The 17,052-nt window shown below is 29.3% G+C and carries 16 protein-coding genes and 1 riboswitch; of the genes, 12 read left to right on the top strand and 4 right to left on the bottom strand.

What is annotated here, in order from left to right; all coding sequences use genetic code 11:
* Window positions 1-8 precede the first annotated feature (8 nt).
* On the bottom strand, window positions 9-1,427 hold the full coding sequence (locus tag WH52_RS02340; protein ID WP_086029304.1) for a S41 family peptidase: 1,419 nt from the start codon (window positions 1,425-1,427) through the stop codon (window positions 9-11).
* A 162-nt stretch (window positions 1,428-1,589) separates the two neighbouring features.
* Between WH52_RS02340 and WH52_RS02335 the strand changes: the two genes are divergently transcribed.
* The 7 genes from WH52_RS02335 (at window position 1,590) to WH52_RS02305 (ending at window position 7,900) form a co-directional block, all read left to right on the top strand.
* A complete protein-coding gene (locus tag WH52_RS02335; RefSeq protein ID WP_086029303.1) occupies window positions 1,590-2,099 on the top strand; it encodes an RNA polymerase sigma factor in 510 nt (169 codons plus the stop codon).
* Complete coding sequence (locus tag WH52_RS02330) at window positions 2,086-2,556, top strand: hypothetical protein (protein ID WP_086029302.1); 471 nt, start codon at window positions 2,086-2,088, stop codon at window positions 2,554-2,556. The genes WH52_RS02335 and WH52_RS02330 overlap by 14 nt, the downstream gene beginning before the upstream one ends.
* Before the next feature lie 49 nt (window positions 2,557-2,605).
* On the top strand, window positions 2,606-3,112 hold the full coding sequence (locus WH52_RS02325) for a DUF4252 domain-containing protein (protein ID WP_086029301.1): 507 nt from the start codon (window positions 2,606-2,608) through the stop codon (window positions 3,110-3,112).
* Window positions 3,113-3,169: 57 nt separating this feature from the next.
* Complete coding sequence (locus tag WH52_RS02320; RefSeq protein ID WP_086029300.1) at window positions 3,170-3,724, top strand: DUF4252 domain-containing protein; 555 nt, start codon at window positions 3,170-3,172, stop codon at window positions 3,722-3,724.
* Between the two features lie 100 nt (window positions 3,725-3,824).
* Window positions 3,825-6,269: a M1 family metallopeptidase gene (locus WH52_RS02315; RefSeq protein WP_086029299.1), complete on the top strand. Its 2,445-nt coding sequence runs from the start codon at window positions 3,825-3,827 to the stop codon at window positions 6,267-6,269.
* Window positions 6,270-6,302: 33 nt separating this feature from the next.
* Window positions 6,303-7,277: a hypothetical protein gene (locus WH52_RS02310; protein ID WP_086029298.1), complete on the top strand. Its 975-nt coding sequence runs from the start codon at window positions 6,303-6,305 to the stop codon at window positions 7,275-7,277.
* Between the two features lie 11 nt (window positions 7,278-7,288).
* On the top strand, window positions 7,289-7,900 hold the full coding sequence (locus tag WH52_RS02305) for an alpha-ketoglutarate-dependent dioxygenase AlkB family protein (RefSeq protein ID WP_086029297.1): 612 nt from the start codon (window positions 7,289-7,291) through the stop codon (window positions 7,898-7,900).
* Here WH52_RS02305 and WH52_RS02300 read toward each other — a convergent pair.
* Window positions 7,897-8,607 (bottom strand): class I SAM-dependent methyltransferase, encoded by a 711-nt coding sequence (locus WH52_RS02300; RefSeq protein WP_086029296.1) that lies wholly within the window; start codon window positions 8,605-8,607, stop codon window positions 7,897-7,899. The genes WH52_RS02305 and WH52_RS02300 overlap by 4 nt on opposite strands.
* A 33-nt stretch (window positions 8,608-8,640) precedes the next feature.
* Window positions 8,641-9,876, bottom strand: a complete 1,236-nt coding sequence (locus WH52_RS02295; protein WP_317041831.1) for an ABC transporter substrate-binding protein — start codon at window positions 9,874-9,876, stop codon at window positions 8,641-8,643.
* Window positions 9,872-10,066: riboswitch (cobalamin riboswitch) on the top strand. It overlaps the preceding gene by 5 nt.
* Before the next feature lie 84 nt (window positions 10,067-10,150).
* On the opposite strand from WH52_RS02295, the gene WH52_RS02290 reads away from it, so the two are divergent.
* A complete protein-coding gene (locus tag WH52_RS02290) occupies window positions 10,151-12,076 on the top strand; it encodes a TonB-dependent receptor plug domain-containing protein (protein ID WP_086029295.1) in 1,926 nt (641 codons plus the stop codon).
* A 69-nt stretch (window positions 12,077-12,145) separates the two neighbouring features.
* Here WH52_RS02290 and WH52_RS02285 read toward each other — a convergent pair whose 3' ends face one another.
* Window positions 12,146-12,562, bottom strand: a complete 417-nt coding sequence (locus WH52_RS02285) for a thiol-disulfide oxidoreductase DCC family protein (protein WP_086029294.1) — start codon at window positions 12,560-12,562, stop codon at window positions 12,146-12,148.
* Window positions 12,563-12,711: 149 nt separating this feature from the next.
* On the opposite strand from WH52_RS02285, the gene WH52_RS02280 reads away from it, so the two are divergent.
* From WH52_RS02280 to WH52_RS02265, 4 genes are read left to right on the top strand one after another with little or no spacing between them, the layout of a single operon-like run.
* Complete coding sequence (locus tag WH52_RS02280; protein ID WP_086029293.1) at window positions 12,712-13,416, top strand: ABC transporter ATP-binding protein; 705 nt, start codon at window positions 12,712-12,714, stop codon at window positions 13,414-13,416.
* 2 nt (window positions 13,417-13,418) lie between these two features.
* Entirely contained in the window at window positions 13,419-14,648 is a 1,230-nt protein-coding gene (locus WH52_RS02275) for an ABC transporter permease (RefSeq protein WP_086029292.1), read from the top strand.
* A 2-nt stretch (window positions 14,649-14,650) separates the two neighbouring features.
* Complete coding sequence (locus WH52_RS02270; protein WP_086029291.1) at window positions 14,651-15,895, top strand: ABC transporter permease; 1,245 nt, start codon at window positions 14,651-14,653, stop codon at window positions 15,893-15,895.
* A gap of 16 nt (window positions 15,896-15,911) precedes the next feature.
* Entirely contained in the window at window positions 15,912-17,018 is a 1,107-nt protein-coding gene (locus WH52_RS02265) for an efflux RND transporter periplasmic adaptor subunit (RefSeq protein WP_086029290.1), read from the top strand.
* The last annotated feature ends 34 nt before the right edge of the window (window positions 17,019-17,052 follow it).

Below are 17,052 nucleotides of genomic sequence, written 5' to 3'. Positions count from 1 at the left end.
GGATTTTTTTATTTAAAGTTAACGTACATATTGTTATAATCTGGCGAACTCATTTCGGTATTCCATTTAGAGTTGATATCAAAAGAATTCGTCTTCTGTAAACTACCTCTAGAACCCGTTGTTATGTATTGAATTGTTCTTTGTAGCAAAGGTTCATTTACATCTCCTAGTACACCTAAGTTTCCTGGATCTTCTTCTAAAGGAACTTCAGGAGTAAATCCGTCAGGTTTATTTTCTCCTTTTTTATTTTGAATTTCTAACACAATAGGTTGCATTGCCCAAGTATGAGAAGTATTAAAATTAGGACCGTTTCTTCTAAAATCATCAGAGTCGTATAAGGTAATAGAACCAACTTGTTTCCCAACAGTAGTTTCTCCAACTAATTTTACACTTATGTATGGTGCTAATCCGTTAATAACTAATTCTGAAGCAGAAGCAGTTCTATCAGAAACAATAAAATATACAGTACTTAAATTTAAACTATTAATGTTTTGAGTAACAACACCGTTGTCTATTTGATTGGTAAAGTTGTTTATAAAAGAGCTAACATCTCTACTAGATTGTACTTTATCGTTCCATACTTGTTTTGAAAATAATTCGCCATTAAACTGACCAGTAATCATACTCGCTAAATATATTGCTGATCTTACAGAACCTCCACCGTTGTAACGTAAATCAATAATTAAATCATCAATGTTTTCGCTTTTAAATTTAGCGAATTCAGCATTTAATTCATCATCGAAAGGAGTAGAGAATTGATTGTACATTAAATATCCTATTTTCTTACTTCCTTCATTAATAACCGAAGCAATCTTTACTGGATTTTCTTCTAATTCAGTTTTGGTTAAGTTAAAAACAGTAGCAGTACTTGCTGGATTTCCACCATTATAATTTGCTAAGGTTAATGAAAAAGAGTCATTACCTAATAGCTGATTTACATTTGCATTGGTTAACTGTTGTCCGTTAGCTTCACTAAAAATCATTCCTCTTTGAATTCCTTTTGCTTCAGCATCAGATCCTTTTGCTACATAACGAACATAAATAAAAATTCTATTTGTACCGTCTTGATAATTTACCGAAGTTGCTCTAATTCCACTAGTTTTACGAATACCTTGAAACGATTTTTCTAAAGCTATATAATCATCTACAATCCAAGAGAATTTATCTACTTGACCTTTTTGATATAAATGAGCATCAAAAAAATGAGCAGGATTTGGGAATCCTTCTAAATAAGAATATAATTGTTGATCGCTTGAAAAACGACGGTCAGATAAATCTGGTACATCACCTTGCCATAAGTAATAAGCATTTAATCCTTTCCAAATAAAATCTTGTACTTGAATTCCTTGAGGAGGAAAATCTTCTTTACTACATGATAGGATTAATAAACTAAAAATTAAAACAATGGATTTATTAAATATTCTCATAAAGGAGTGATTTTTATACTATTTAAATACAACGCAATTTAATTAATAATATTATTTTTTTCATTTTTGATGTAACAAAAATAATTTAGGGTCGTCGTAGAGATGTAAACCACTAATTAAGACGAAGTTTTTAAGTAAAATTTACATCAATTAATTAAACCAATGAACCAATCAGACTTTTTAAAAGCTGTATTACCTTTTAAAGACAAAGTTTTTCGTTTAGCAAAAAGGTTGTTAGTTTCTACCGAAGAAGCTGAAGACGCTACACAAGAACTTTACTTTAAGTTGTGGAGAAATAAAGAGAAGCTTTCTAATTATAAGAATGTTGAAGCTTTTGCTATGACAATGACTAAGAATTATTGTTTTGATAGGTTAAAATCTAAACAAGCAAGTAATTTAACGTTGGTTCATAGTAATTATAAAGAAAAAGAAACGTCTTTAGATAAGAAAGTAGAAAATAACGATACAGTAAACCAAGTACATAAGCTCATTGAAAAGTTACCAGAACAACAAAAAATAATTATTCAATTAAGAGATATTGAACAATATGATTTTGACGAAATCTGTAAAATGGTTGATATGAAACCAACTGCAGTAAGAGTAGCTTTATCAAGAGCAAGAAAAACAATAAGACAAGAACTCATAAAACAACATAACTATGGAGTTAGCTAACATAGAAAAGTTATTAGAGAAATATCTAAACGCAGAAACTTCTTTACAAGAAGAGCAAATATTACAAGACTATTTTACGTCTAACAATGTGGCATCGCATTTGCAAGACTATAGTGTAATGTTTAGTTATTTTAAACAAAGCAAAGACGAAACGTTTACCAAAACCATTCAGTTAAAACCTGAGAAAAATAGAAAGAGCTGGAAATGGGCATCGGTAGCAGCATCAGTAGTCTTATTATTTAGTGTTTTTATAGGAAAACAAAAGTACGATGAGCATGTTCAAAGACAACAATTTGCACAAATAAAGGAAGCTTTACAAATGGTATCCTCTAATTTAAATAGAGGAAACGAAGCACTTTACAGCGTGTCTAATAATTTAAACAAAGGGAACAATGCCGTAGCACAATTGTACACTTACGAAAATACAGTAAATAAGGTGTTAAATAAAATAAATTAAAACCAAAGTAAACTAATAAAACAAAACCAAGAATTTAAATAGTAAAATCATGAAAAAAGTAATATATCTATTCGCATTTTTATTCATATCTAACGTAGCATTTTCACAATCAATGTTCGATTCTTTAGAAGACTTAGATGAAGTATCGGCAGTGGTAGTAACTAAAGACGCTTTTGAATTATTACAAAAGTTTCCAGATGCAAAGTCTGATGATATGGAAGTGTTTAACGTAATTAAAGGATTAAACGAGTTAAAAGTATTTTCTACAGAAGATGAAGGAGTCGCTTCTAAAATGGATGGTATGGTTAATTCTGCTATCAAGAGATCTAATTTAACTCAATTAATGAGAGTTAAAGAAAAAGACTCTAAAGTTAAGATCTATGTAAAATCTACAAAGAATAAAGACTTAGTAAGTGAGGTGTTAATGTATGTAAAGAATAAGGAGAAGAATAACAAATCTAAAGCCACAGTAATTACATTAACAGGTAATATTGATGTTAACAAACTATCTAAGATTGCTCATAAGTATTCTGATAAAAAAGATAGCGACAAGTAAACAATATATTAAGCGAGGAATTTCTCCTCGCTTAATTCAATTAAAATTCAATTACAAATGAAACGATTTATAATTTTTACCATATCAATGGTTATGTTAACACTTATTTCGTGTAACAAACCATCATTACAAAAATATATAGTAGACAGTCAGAACGATTCTAAGTTTGTGACTGTAGATTTTTCTGCTAGTATTTTACCAATCTCAATGAAAGAGAATGCTTCAGAAGAAGATAAAAAAGCATTCGAAAGTATTCGTAAAGTGAATATTGCCTTTTTGCCAGAGAATAAATCAACCAAAGAAGAAGTTAAAGCAGAAGAGCAAAAGATAAAAACTATTTTAAAAGATTCTGAATACAAAACATTAATGAAGTTCAATGATAAAAAAGGAAAAGCAACTCTATATTATTCAGGAGATTTAGAAGCTATCAACGAAATAGTTGGTTTCGTTAATATTAAAGGAGCTGGAGTAGGAGTAGGAAGATTATTAGGAGAAAATATGAACCCGAATGCATTAATGAAAATGATGAGAAGTGTTAATGTAAATGATGATGAAGGAAAACTACAACAGTTTAAAGATATAATAGGCAACAAGATAGGTCCTATAAAATAATAATCAAACCACTGCAAATTGCGGTGGTTTTCTTTTTAACTCGCTATTAACAAGGCAGCGAACTTATTTTCTTATTTTTGAAGCTTTAAGAAAAGATTTTATGAAGTTTCAGAAAACCCTTACATTTTTTATTACTCTTTTTACAGTTGCATTATTTGCTCAAACATCTACTTACAGAGCAGAGAGAGATAAAATTCACGATTTAATTCACACCAAACTTAAAGTTGATTTTAACTTTAAAGAAAAACAGTTAAATGGTGAAGAATGGGTAACTCTAAAACCACACTTTTATAAAACTGATAAATTAACTTTAGATGCAAAAGGAATGATTATTCATAAAGTACTAATGAATAATTCACCCTTAAATTATAATTACGATGGAAATGAATTAATCATAAATTTACCACGTGCTTATAAAAGAAACGAAGAATTTACAATCTATATAAAATATACTGCACGACCAGAAAAAGTTAAGCAAAAAGGAAGTGCTGCAATCACATCTGCTAAAGGATTGTACTTTATTAATTCAACGGGATTAGATAAAAACAAACCCACTCAAATTTGGACTCAAGGAGAAACAGAAGCGAGTAGTTGTTGGTTTCCTACAATTGATGCCCCAAATCAAAAAACATCGCAAGAAATTTACATTACTGTACCTAAAAAGTATGTTACCTTATCTAACGGAAAACTAGAAAAACAAACCAATAATGCAAACGGAACAAGAACTGATTATTGGAACTTTATTCAAAAACATGCTCCGTATTTATTCTTTATGGGAGTAGGAGAGTATGAAATAATAAAAGACACATATAAAAATATTCCTGTAGAATATTATGTAGAAAAGAAGTATGCACCTTATGCAAGAGATATTTTTGGAAATACGCCAGAGATGTTAGCGTTTTTCTCAAAAATTACAGGAATTGAATATCCATGGAATAAGTATGCTCAAATTGTAGGTAGAGATTATGTAAGTGGAGCTATGGAAAATACTACAGCCGTTATTCATGGAGAAAAAGCCTACCAAATGCCAGGGCAGTTAATAGATGAAAACGTACAAGAAAACACAATTGCCCATGAAGCCTTTCATCATTGGTTTGGAGATTTAGTAACTACCGAAAGTTGGAGTAACTTAACAGTAAACGAAAGTTTTGCTAATTACAGTGAGTATTTATGGTTAGAACATAAATATGGAAAAGATGTAGCAGATGCTCATTTATTTGAAGATACACAAGCGTATAAAAACGGGCAAAACTATGACAAGCACTTAGTACGTTTTAACTATCAAGACAAAGAAGATATGTTCGATGCGGTTAGCTATAATAAAGGAGGAGCAATCTTACATATGTTACGAAATTATTTAGGTGATGAAGCTTTTTTTGAAGGATTAAAACAATACTTAACAAAACATAAGTATGGAACAGCAGAAGCACATCAATTACGCTTAGTACTAGAAGAAGTTACAGGTAAAGATTTAAACTGGTTTTTTAATCAATGGTATTTTGGTAGCGGACATCCTAAGTTAGATATTTCTTACGATTACAATACCCTAAGAAAAACAGTAACAGTCAATATTATCCAGACACAAGCTAAGGAATTTAAGTTTCCTTTAGCAATAGACATATTTGAAGGAAGTAAAGCTACAAGACATAATGTTTTTGTAAACGGAAAAGATGCTTCGTTTACCTTTCCGTATGTAAAACAACCAAGTTTAATTCAAGTTAATGCTGATGGAGTTTTATTATGTGATGTACATGAGAATAAGGTATTGAGCGATTATATTAATCAATTAAAATATGCTAAGAACTATCAGCATCAAAGAGAAGCGTTATTAGAAGTTGCCAAGAATCAAGATGATAAAAAAGCGTTTAATGCTATTGCCAATGCAATGAGTGATCCTTTTTATAAAATCAGAATTTTAGCCTTAGAGAATATTAACTTAATCAATAAATATTCTAAAAAGAGAGTTATTGATAAGATAAAACAAATTGCTATGAACGATCCTAAAACGTTGGTTCAAGCTGCAGCAATTGAAACCTTAGGGAAGTTAACTGATCCTGAATTAAAACCAGTTTTTGATAAAGGTTTACAAAGTAAATCGTATTCGGTTTTAGGAAAGTCTTTAGTAGGAATGTATTATGTAGATAAAGACTTAGCGATTAAAAAATCGAAAACATTGCCGTTAGAAGTTAAAAAGATTATTGCTACACCATTAACTCGAATTTATTTAGAAGAGAATGATGATTCTGAATTAACGTTTATTGGCGGAAATGTAATGTCTGGAATGTTTTTAAGTCAGAATAAAAAAATACAGAGTCTGTATAAAAAGGCTTTTGATAAAATTTCAAAAAGTAATAATACAGAAGCTATTAAGAACTTATCAGATGATATTGTAGCTAAAGGAATTCAGTATAAACAATATAATTTTGATAAAGTAGGAGTTAATTTAATGAGGCAGATGGTACAAATGCAAAAGAAAGCAAATCCTATAAATAAGAATAAGAATATTGAAGTTATTAAAACTGCTATGGCTAGATTGTTAGAATAGCTCTTGCATGTCATAAAAGTATAAACTATTAGGATGAAAAACTTAAAACTATTCTTCTTATTAGCTTTAATTATTTTCAGTAGTAAGACCTTTTCACAGAAAGTAATTGAAGATTATAAACCATTAAAAAATGATAGTTTAAGAATAGGTATAAAAGACAGTGATTTTTTACCGTTCATTCAAAGTGGTTATACATTGATGTTGCCAGAAAATAAATCTATCAATAGCACTCTTATTTTTTTAGAGGACTCTGGATTTGATAAAAAGAATAAAAATTCAAAAGAACTTTATAAGTTAGCGTCTTATAAAGGTTTTGCAGTGTTGTCAGTCTCAACAGAAATTCCCTTTGACTTTTACTTTACCAAAGCTTCTATGCGTTCTACTCATGACTTAATTAAAGAAGTCTTTACTAAATACAAATTACCTAATAAAAATGTATTCTTTTTAGGAGCAAGTTTAATAGGTCATAGAGCAATGAGGTATATTAAGTTTATGAAGGAAAATAATCAAAATTTTCAGCTTAATATAAAAGGTCTTGTTATTTGCAATTTCACCTTAGATTGGACAAGAAAGTGGCATCAACATGAACGTGAAATTCGAATCAAGCGAAATCACTTATGGGAACCAAAGTTTATAAACTACATGTTAGAAACATACTTGAAAGGTATACCAAAAACAGCTTCTGAGAATTACCATGACTTTTCATCATATAGTTATTTTGATGAAAAAAACAGAAATATTAAACTTTTTAAAAACTACGCTATTAGAGCATATATTGAGCCTGCTATAAAGTACAGGCTTACAAAAAAACTTCAGACTTTGTACGAGAATAATTCAACAGACATGGTTGGTTTTTTAGCAGAATTGGAGCTTGCAGGGAATAAAAATACATCGCTAATTGTTTTACAGCCTGAGGAAAATTCAACAAAAGAAAAAAGTGTACAAACAACTTGGGGAAGAATGAATAAAACTGAACTGCTAAATTGGATTCAAAAACAAATAGAATAAGCTTTTACTAAATGGATTTATTCTCACAATTTGATGATATACCTAAAAATTTGCTTCCAAAAGAAGGAACAGTAAATTATTATGGAATTGTATTATCAAAAGAACAATCTGATTTTTACTATGAGCATCTATTATCATCAATAGAATGGAGAAATGACGAGGCTATCATTTTTGGTAAATTAATGATTACTAAACGAAAAGTAGCTTGGTATGCCGAACTACCTTTTGAGTATTCGTATTCAAACACCACAAAAGTAGCCTTACCTTTTACTAAGGAGTTATTGACTTTAAAAGAATTGGTAGAAAAGGAAACAAAAGAAACCTATAACTCTTGCTTGTTAAATTTGTACCATGATGGTTCTGAGGGTATGGCGTGGCATAGTGATGGGGAAAAGGATTTGAAGAAAAACGGAGCAATTGCTTCATTAACTTTTGGTGCTGAAAGAAAGTTTGCATTTAAACATAAAGAAACCAAAGAAGTTGTTTCATTAATCTTACAGCATGGTTCTTTATTGGTTATGAAAGATGAAACACAAACACATTGGTTACATCGATTACCACCTACTAAAAAAGTACACAGACCTAGAATAAACTTAACTTTTAGAACAATAACAGCTATCTAGCTTAAGTAATATTTAATTCTAGCTAATAGTTTTCTGTAAATAATTGTTTTCTGTTTAAGAGGAGCTAAAGTTATTGGTGTATCTTTTTTAAAGGTAATTAACGCATAATCATTTTCTTTATTAAAGATAGAATATGATTTATAATTGATTAACTCAAAACCATGAGCATACGAAGTATCTATTAGTTCTTTTGCACTTATAGATTGGTCAATTACTTGAAGTTTTTCAGGAGAATGAATACGTAAATAATCTAATGCTTTAGGATGAGGTATGTTAATTAAAATTCTAGAATTATCATGCGTGTGTTCTGCAATAATTTTAAATAAATTATCATGCTGCTCAATAGGAATATGTTCTAAAACATCGGGTAATACTACAAAATCAAACTTTTCAGAATGATTAAAATCAGACATGTCAGAAACTAATAATTCAATATTGTTTTTTGAGTTTGGTATACGAGCTTTGGCAATTTCAATAGACTCATCACTAATATCGGTAGCAACCAAACTTCCTTTTTTTACATAATTGGCAATTAACTTAGTTAGCGTACCAATACCACAACCAATTTCTAAAACTTTATGATTTCGTTTTAATCCAGCTTCAGTTAATGAGTTAAAAATAGAATAATGGCGTAGGTTAGTTCCTGTATTTACTTGTTTTGAAGAAAAGGTATTATACCATTTTTGAATTTCTTGGCTAGATTTCATTTGTTTGATTTAAGTGGTTTGCTAAAATACTAATTACTTCATCTTTTCAAAGAAAGTTAATTTGTAATTAGGTAATAATTCAGGATGTGTGATTTTAATAATATCTTTTAAAACTAAATCTGGTCGAGTAGGGGCTAATTCAAAATATAATACACCACCAGTTTTGCCTTTTTTAAGGTTTGGGGTATAAATATTATCATTTTTAAAAGCTTTAAATTCGGCATAATGTTTATTGCTTTCTAACAACTGCTTTTTTGATGAAAAATATCCTGGAGAAATCCAAAAATCGGCATCTTTTCCTTTATCTAAAACACTTTCAAAACTTAAAGACAAACTACCTTTTCCTTTAGAGTTTTTCCATAAATAATCAAGGTTAGCATCCTTTAAATATTGAGCAACAAAACTCTCGCCAGCAGGTAAATTCCAAATATCTTTACTCATTATAGCGCCTGATAAAATAGTAGGTTTTGTGGTAGCTTTTTGAGCAATTTTTACAGCTTCTTCGTAGTTTTTCTTTATAGAGTTAAAAATACTATCAGCTTTTTGTTGTTCATTTAATATTGCTCCAAATAATTTAATCCATTCAGCTCTTCCTAAAGGAGTTTCTTCCAACCAATCGCCATTTAAAATAATAGGAATACCTGCTTGTTGAATAGTAGTTAATGTTTTATTCATTTTTCCCATTGAAAAACTTACTACTAAATCAGGATTAAGATCTAGTAAAATTTCTGTATTAAGAGAATGTTCTTTTCCTAGCTCTTTTATAAAACCACTATCAATTCTTGCACGTGTTTTTTCTGAAGAAATATATTTAGTATGTGGAAATCCTACTAACAAATGTTCTTTGTTTAATAATTCTAAGGCAGGAATATGCGTTGTTGAGGTAACAACTAGTTTACTAATGTTATTTTTAAGATCACTATTTTTTTTACCAAAACTATAAGTAAAAGTTTCTTCTGCTTTAGGGTAAGGAGATTTTATAATGATTTTATTTTCGTCAATATCAAACCCATCAGCATATTCAATTTTTTTAGTCTTTTTATCAATTGAAAATGTAGATTCTTTTTGTTCTTTCTTACAAGAAGTTATTGAAAGAAGTGTAAAAAAGAATACGATTTTAACTAATTTGTTAAGCATATTTGTTTTTTTAGCAAGTTTACGAAAGTATTTTATAATTGTTGATATATCTACTACTTCATTATCATTTTCAACTTTTATAAAATTATAGATTGTTAATTTGGTTGTTGATTCATAATTTTTCTTATACATTTGCGCCGATTTTGGTTTTCTAACAGATAATCTATCTATTAGAAATTAAAAGGGAATTTGGTGAAAATCCAAAACTGTTCCCGCAACTGTAAGCTATAAAGCTTGTAACTAAAACTTTAACCACTGTTTTTAACGGGAAGGTAAGTTACAAGACGCAAGTCAGGAGACCTGCCACAATCGAAATAAGTAAAACTTTCGGGATAAAAGTTTATGTACTTAAACCTATTACGTACAAAAATTTAACCTGATTAATTGTAAAATTAAATCATTACCAATGAAAAAACAATTACTAATTGTTGGTGCTTTGGCATTATCATTAGCTAGCACAAAAACTTTTGCTCAAGAGCAAGAGAAAACCGAAAAATTAGATGAAGTTGTAGTTACTGCAACTAAATTTAAGTTAAAGAAAGAACACACAGGTAAAGTAATTTATGAAATAACCAAAGAAGACATTAAAAATAATGCAGGTAGAACAGTAGTAGAATTACTTAACAACTTACCTGGAGTTGAAATTAATGCAGCCAACGCTACTAGGGGAAGAGTAAGAGGAGTTTATGTTAGAGGAGGAAGAAGCCGTCAGAACTTAATTTTAATTGATGGAATTCCTGTCTCTGATGCTTCAGGAATTAATCAAACATATGATTTAAGATTATTGTCCTTAACTCAAATAGAAAAAATTGAAGTGTTAAAAGGTGCTGCTTCATCATTATATGGTACTGGAGCAGCTACTGGAGTTATAAACATAATCTTAAATAAATCTTCTAAGAAAGAAATATCAGCTGTTTATGAAGCTAGTTTAGGTACCAATAATTCAAGTGCATCAAAAAGTTTAAGACCTAACGATAAAAATCAAAATGTAAGTATTAATGGTACTTTAGGTAAAGTTAATTATTTAGCTTATTTTAATTTAACAGGCTCTGAAGGATTATCAGCTGCAAGAAGTAAAAATGGAGCTAATTTTGAAGATGATTCTTTTTATGGGAGAAATGGGCTTGTAAAATTAGGATACCAAATTAATGATGCTATTAAAGTTGATGCATTTTTAAATTACGATGCATTTGATTCTGAATTCGATGCAGGTGCTTATAGAGATAATTCTGATAACAATTGGAAATATTCTCAAGTTCGTTATGGAATAAAACCAAGTTATAAATACAATAAAGGAGAAGTTTATGCTTTAGCATCTTTTAATGAAATAAAGAGAGATTTAACTCAATTTAATTCTTTTGCAAATAGAATAGATAATTCTGTATATGAAGGAACAGCAATTAATATTGATTTAGTAAATAAATATTCTGTTTTAGATGAACAACTTCAAATAATAGCTGGTTTAAATTATCAAAAACATACTAATAATACTCAAACTCCATTTGGAGCTATTGATAAGGATTTTAATACAATAGATCCTTACGTGTCTTTAGTTTACATATCAGACTTTGGTTTAAACGTTAATGCAGGAAGCCGTTTAAATATTCACAGCGTATATGGTAATCATTTTGTTTATGATGCTAATGTGTCTTATAATGTATTTAAAGATAGAAATTATAAATTAAAATTAATGTCTTCATATGGTACATCATTTATAGCACCAAGTTTGTATCAATTATATTCATCTGGAGGAAATTTAGATTTAAATCCTGAGGATAGTAAAACATTTGAAATAGGGTTTGATGCTGAATATAATAAGATAGTTAATTTCACAGCAGTTTATTTTAATAGAAAAGAAAATAACGCTATCGAATATGATTATACTACATTCAAATATTATAATGCTAATAAAACAGCGAATGGTATAGAAACAAATTTAACTCTTAATCCAATTAAAAAGTTAAAAGTTTTAGCTAATTATACTTATACAGATGTTGTTAGTACAGAACATTTTGATGATTATATACCTACTCATAAAATAGTAACTTCTATAGAAAGTACACATGTGAAAAATTTATTTATGTCTTTAGTTTATAAGAACGTAGGAGAAAGAGTATTATATGATAGATATGGAGGCTTTGGAGTTGCTGGAGAAAATGTAATATTACCAAATTATAGTTTGGTAGATTTTAATGCAAACTATAAAGTATTAAATGATAAAGTAACATTCTTTGGGGCTGTTTCTAATATTTTAAATGAAGATTATGAAGAAACATTAGGATTTAGTTCAAGAGGAAGAAACTATAAATTAGGAGTTCGTTTACAGTTTTAATTATGAATTAATCCCCCTTGAAAAATCTATAAAATAGATTTTTAAACTCACCTATTTAGGTGAGTTTTTTTATTCAATAAATTTAGCCCTAAGTTCTGGAGTAGGAATCATACACTCACTTTTTTTACCAAACCACTTATACCTGTTTTTAGCTATAATATCATAAACTAAATTGCGAATGATTTCAGGGAAGAGAAGGAAGATTTGTGAGAGTTTCCAAACACCACCAAAATCATTCATAACTTTAAGAGCAGCAGTAGATTTAATATCGTAAGAAACATTAGGTTCGTATAATATAATAGAGTCTACCTTATCGGTATCAATACCTAAATAGTTGGTTATTTCTTTTCCTTTTTTAGATTGAAGAGAAGTAAAAACAAAGGTGTTTTTGGTGTCGTATTTTATAACTTTTAAAATAGTATCATTACAAAAATTACAAACACCATCAAACAAAATAATTTTTTTATTACTAGGTAAATCAATCATTTAAAAAGGTTTTTACAAAATTACAATAAGTTTTTGTAACATTATTTTTATTTGTGCGTCTTGTAGTATATCATTCTAATTGTTTTAACATTTAATTAATAATGAAACTTACGAATGATAAATACCTTAGTATAAAAATTAACTAACTAATGATTCGAATAGAAAATCTACACAAATCCTATCCAATTGGAAAAGATTCACTTCACGTTTTAAAAGGATTAGACTTACATATAAAAGAAGGAGAGTTTGTTTCAATTATGGGGTCATCGGGTTCTGGTAAATCAACATTATTAAATATTGTTGGATTATTAGATTCTCACGATGAAGGAAATTACTACTTAAACGGTCAGTTAATAGAAAACTTAAATGAAAAAAAAGCTGCTATTTTAAGAAACAAGTTTTTAGGTTTTGTATTTCAATCGTTTAACCTTATTTCATACAAAACAGCGTTAGAAAATGTAGCACTTCCATTATACTATAAAGGAATTGGAAGAAAAGAACGCTTAAAAATTGCGTTAGATTACTTAGAAAAAGTAGGACTAAAAGATTGGGCAAACCATTTACCAAACGAACTTTCTGGAGGACAAAAACAACGTGTTGCAATTGCAAGAGCTTTAGCAACGAAGCCAAAAGTAGTTTTAGCCGATGAGCCAACAGGAGCATTAGATTCAACTACTACCGATTCGGTAATGGATTTATTGAAAGAAATTAACGATGAAGGAATGACTGTTTTTGTAATTACACACGAAGAAGATGTAGCTGAACAAACAGATAGAGTAGTACGTTTAAAAGACGGTGTTATTATTAGCGATGAATTAACGTCATCGGGTAAAGCTAAAGTTAAAATTGCTTAGTTATGTTTGATTTAGATCGTTGGAGAGAAATCTTCCAAAGTATTAATAAAAACAAGCTGCGTTCCGTTTTATCTGGTTTTACTGTAGCTTTCGCCATACTTCTTTTTACACTTTTATTTGGTATTGTATCGGGTTTACAAAATCAGTTTAAATCTGCTTTTGTAGATGATGCTAATAATTCAATGTTTGTTAGAGTTTGGAAAACTTCAAAACCATATAAAGGTCTTCAAACAGGAAGAAGAATTCAGTTAAAGAATAAGGATTATAACTATGTAAAAGATCAATACGAAGATAAAATTCAGCATTTAACAGCAAGAATTTATAGAAGTGTGAATATTGGTTATAAAAATAAGCAGAATAACTATAGGTTAAGAGCAGTACATCCAGATCATCAGTTTTTAGAAAAAACTATAATGGATGAAGGTAGATATATTAATGAGTTAGACCTTAAGAATAAATCGAAAGTAATTGTAATTGGTAGATTAGTTAAGAAAGATTTATTTGGAGAAAAACCAGCTTTAGGAAAACAAGTTAATGTAGATGGAATATCGTATAAAGTGATTGGGGTATTTTCTGATAAAGGAGGAGATAATGAAGAAAGACAGACGTATATGCCTGTTACTACTGCTCAAAAGTTATATGGTAATAACGATTATATAAGTCAGATAAATATTGGATATGATCCTAAATTAAGTTTAGATCAAGCAATTAAATTTGGAAACAAGTTAGAAAAAGATTTAAGAAAAAAGTTAGGTATCCATCCAGATGATCAAAGTGCATTATCTGTTAGAAACATGGCAGAGGCAAATAAAGGAATTAATCAGTTTATGTTTGCTTTGTATTTCATAGTAATTTTTGTTGGATCAGGAACTTTAATCGCAGGAATTATTGGAATTAGTAACATTATGATTTTTGCAATTAAAGAAAGAACTAAAGAATTCGGAATTAGAAAAGCTTTAGGAGCTAAACCAAGTTCAATTATTGCAATGGTAGTACAAGAATCTGTACTTATAACCACAATAGCAGGTTATTTAGGATTATCCTTAGGTACTTATATTCTAAGTTTTATTGGAGACGGATTAAAAGAGTATTTTATTAAAGATCCAAGTGTAAGCCCAGGAATTGTAATAGGAGCAACTATCATTTTAATTCTTTCAGGGTTAATTGCAGGGTATTTACCAGCAAAAAAAGCAGCTCAAATTAAACCAATTGTAGCATTAAGAGCAGACTAATTATGAAGTTTTTATTAGATTCAGACGTTTGGCAAGAAATTTACGGAAGTATTCGTAAAAATAAACTTAGAACTGGTATTACCATAGTTGGTGTATTATGGGGAATATTCATACTAGTTGTTTTACTTGGAGCAGCTAGAGGAATGGAAAATAATTTTAAAAGAATATTCGGAAACTTTGCTACCAATAGTGTTTTTATGTGGACGCAAAGAACAGATATTCCGTTTAAAGGTTTTCAAAAAGGCAGAAGATTTAGCTTGACTTTTAAAGACATTGAAGTTCTTAAGAAAGAATATGAAAATGAGATTAAATTATTAGCTCCAAGAAATCAAACTAACGGAAACGTTGTTAAAGATTTTAAATCTGGTTCATTTCAAGTTAGTGGAGATTATCCAGTATTAGATCAAGTTCAGAAGAAAAATTTAATTTACGGTCGTTTCATTAATAATAATGATATAAAATCAACAGCTAAAGTTTGTGTTATTTCAGAAGATATGTACAAACAACTGTTTGATAAAAATGAACAACCTATAGGTCAATATGTAAAAATTAGCAATATAAACTATAAAGTAGTTGGAGTTTACAAGCCTTCAAATACTATAGATATTGATGGAGACACGGCCTACATTCCATTCACAACTTTTCAAAAAGTATATAACACATCAAATACTATTGATTGGATGATGATTACAGCTAATGAAGGAGTAGATATTAAACAAATGGAAAAAGACATTCTTTTAACTTTAAAAGGTCTGCATAAAGTTCACCCAGATGACACAAGAGCATTTGGTAGTGTAAACTTAGGAGATCAAATAGGTAAGTTTATGGGATTCTTAAAAGGTATGCAATTCTTAACTTGGTTTGTAGGTATTGCAACCTTAATAGCAGGTGTTTTTGCAATCGGTAACATCTTATTAATTACAGTAAAAGAACGTACAAAAGAAATAGGAATTAGAAGAGCAATTGGTGCAACGCCAAGAAGTATAAGACGACAAGTAATATTAGAATCGGTATTCTTAACTACAATTGCAGGAATGTTAGGAATTATATTCGGAGGAATCGTATTATATATTATAGATATGGCAGTTGGTCAAGGACCAGATCCAACGCTTGTAAATCCAACAGTGAACATACCCATAGTAATGCTAGCATTTACAATATTAGTGTTCTTAGGAACATTAATAGGAATGATACCAGCATATATGGCAACAATTATAAAACCAATAGAAGCATTAAGAGAAGAATAAAATCAATCAATTAATCATGAGTAAAAGAGCAAAAATTATTTTAGCAATTGTAGCAGTGTTATTTGTAGCAATTCTAGTATGGCTAGGAAAGAAAAATCAAAAAAGCATTGTTACTTATGAAACAGAAAAGCCATTTAAGGCAACAATAGTAAAGAAAGCAGTTGCTACAGGAAAAGTTATTCCGTTAGAAGAAGTAGAAATTAAACCACAAATAGCAGGTATTATTAATAAAATAATGGTAGAAGAAGGTGCAATTGTAAAAGCGGGAGATCTAATTGCAACTATTAGAGTTGTACCAAACGAACAATCGTTACAAAGTGCTAAAGGTAGAATTAACTCAGTACAAATTCAATTAAACAATGCCAAAGTTCAATATGATAGAAATAAAAAATTATTTGATAAAGGAGTAATTTCTAGTCAAGCATTCGAAGCCTCTGAATTAGCATATAATCAAGCTAAAAATGATTTAAGAAATGCACAAAATGATTATCAAATCATAAAAAGAGGTTCTGCAGGTTCTTCTGGAGCAAATACAAATATTCGTGCAACAGCATCAGGAATGGTAGTTGAAATACCTGTTAAAAAGGGGTATCAAGTAATTGAAGCAAATAGTTTTAATGCAGGTACAACAGTTGCTACTATTGCAGATATGAGTAAAATGATTTTTGAAGGAAAAGTTGATGAGTCAGAAGTAGGAAAATTAGTTAAAGATTCAGATATTCAAGTTTCTTTAGGAGCTATTGAAGGAAAGAAGTTTCCTGCTAAATTAAATTTTATTGCACCAAAAGGAACTGAAGAAAATGGAGCGGTACAATTTAAAATTAAAGCAGATGTAACTTTAGATGATCAATATTTTGTAAGAGCAGGATATAGTGCAAATGCTGATATTGTTTTAGAGAAGAAAGACAGCGTATTATCTATCAAAGAATCGTTATTACGTTTTGACAAGAAGACTGAAGAGCCTTACGTAGAAATTAAAACAGGAGAAGAAGGTAAGTTCGAAAAGAAAACATTAAAGTTAGGTACTTCAGACGGTGTAAACGTAGAATTGTTAGAAGGTATTGGAGCTGAAGATGAAATTAAAATTTGGAACAAAGCATCTAAAGAAGAGAAGAAAAGTTAATTTAATAACAAAAATTAATAATAAAAAAAGGGAA

The sequence above is a fragment of the Tenacibaculum holothuriorum genome, assembly GCF_002120225.1.
GTDB classification, from domain to species: Bacteria; Bacteroidota; Bacteroidia; order Flavobacteriales; family Flavobacteriaceae; genus Polaribacter; species Polaribacter holothuriorum.
The sequence above is the reverse complement of the archived record's forward strand: the minus strand, read 5'-3'. Positions and strand labels throughout refer to the sequence as shown.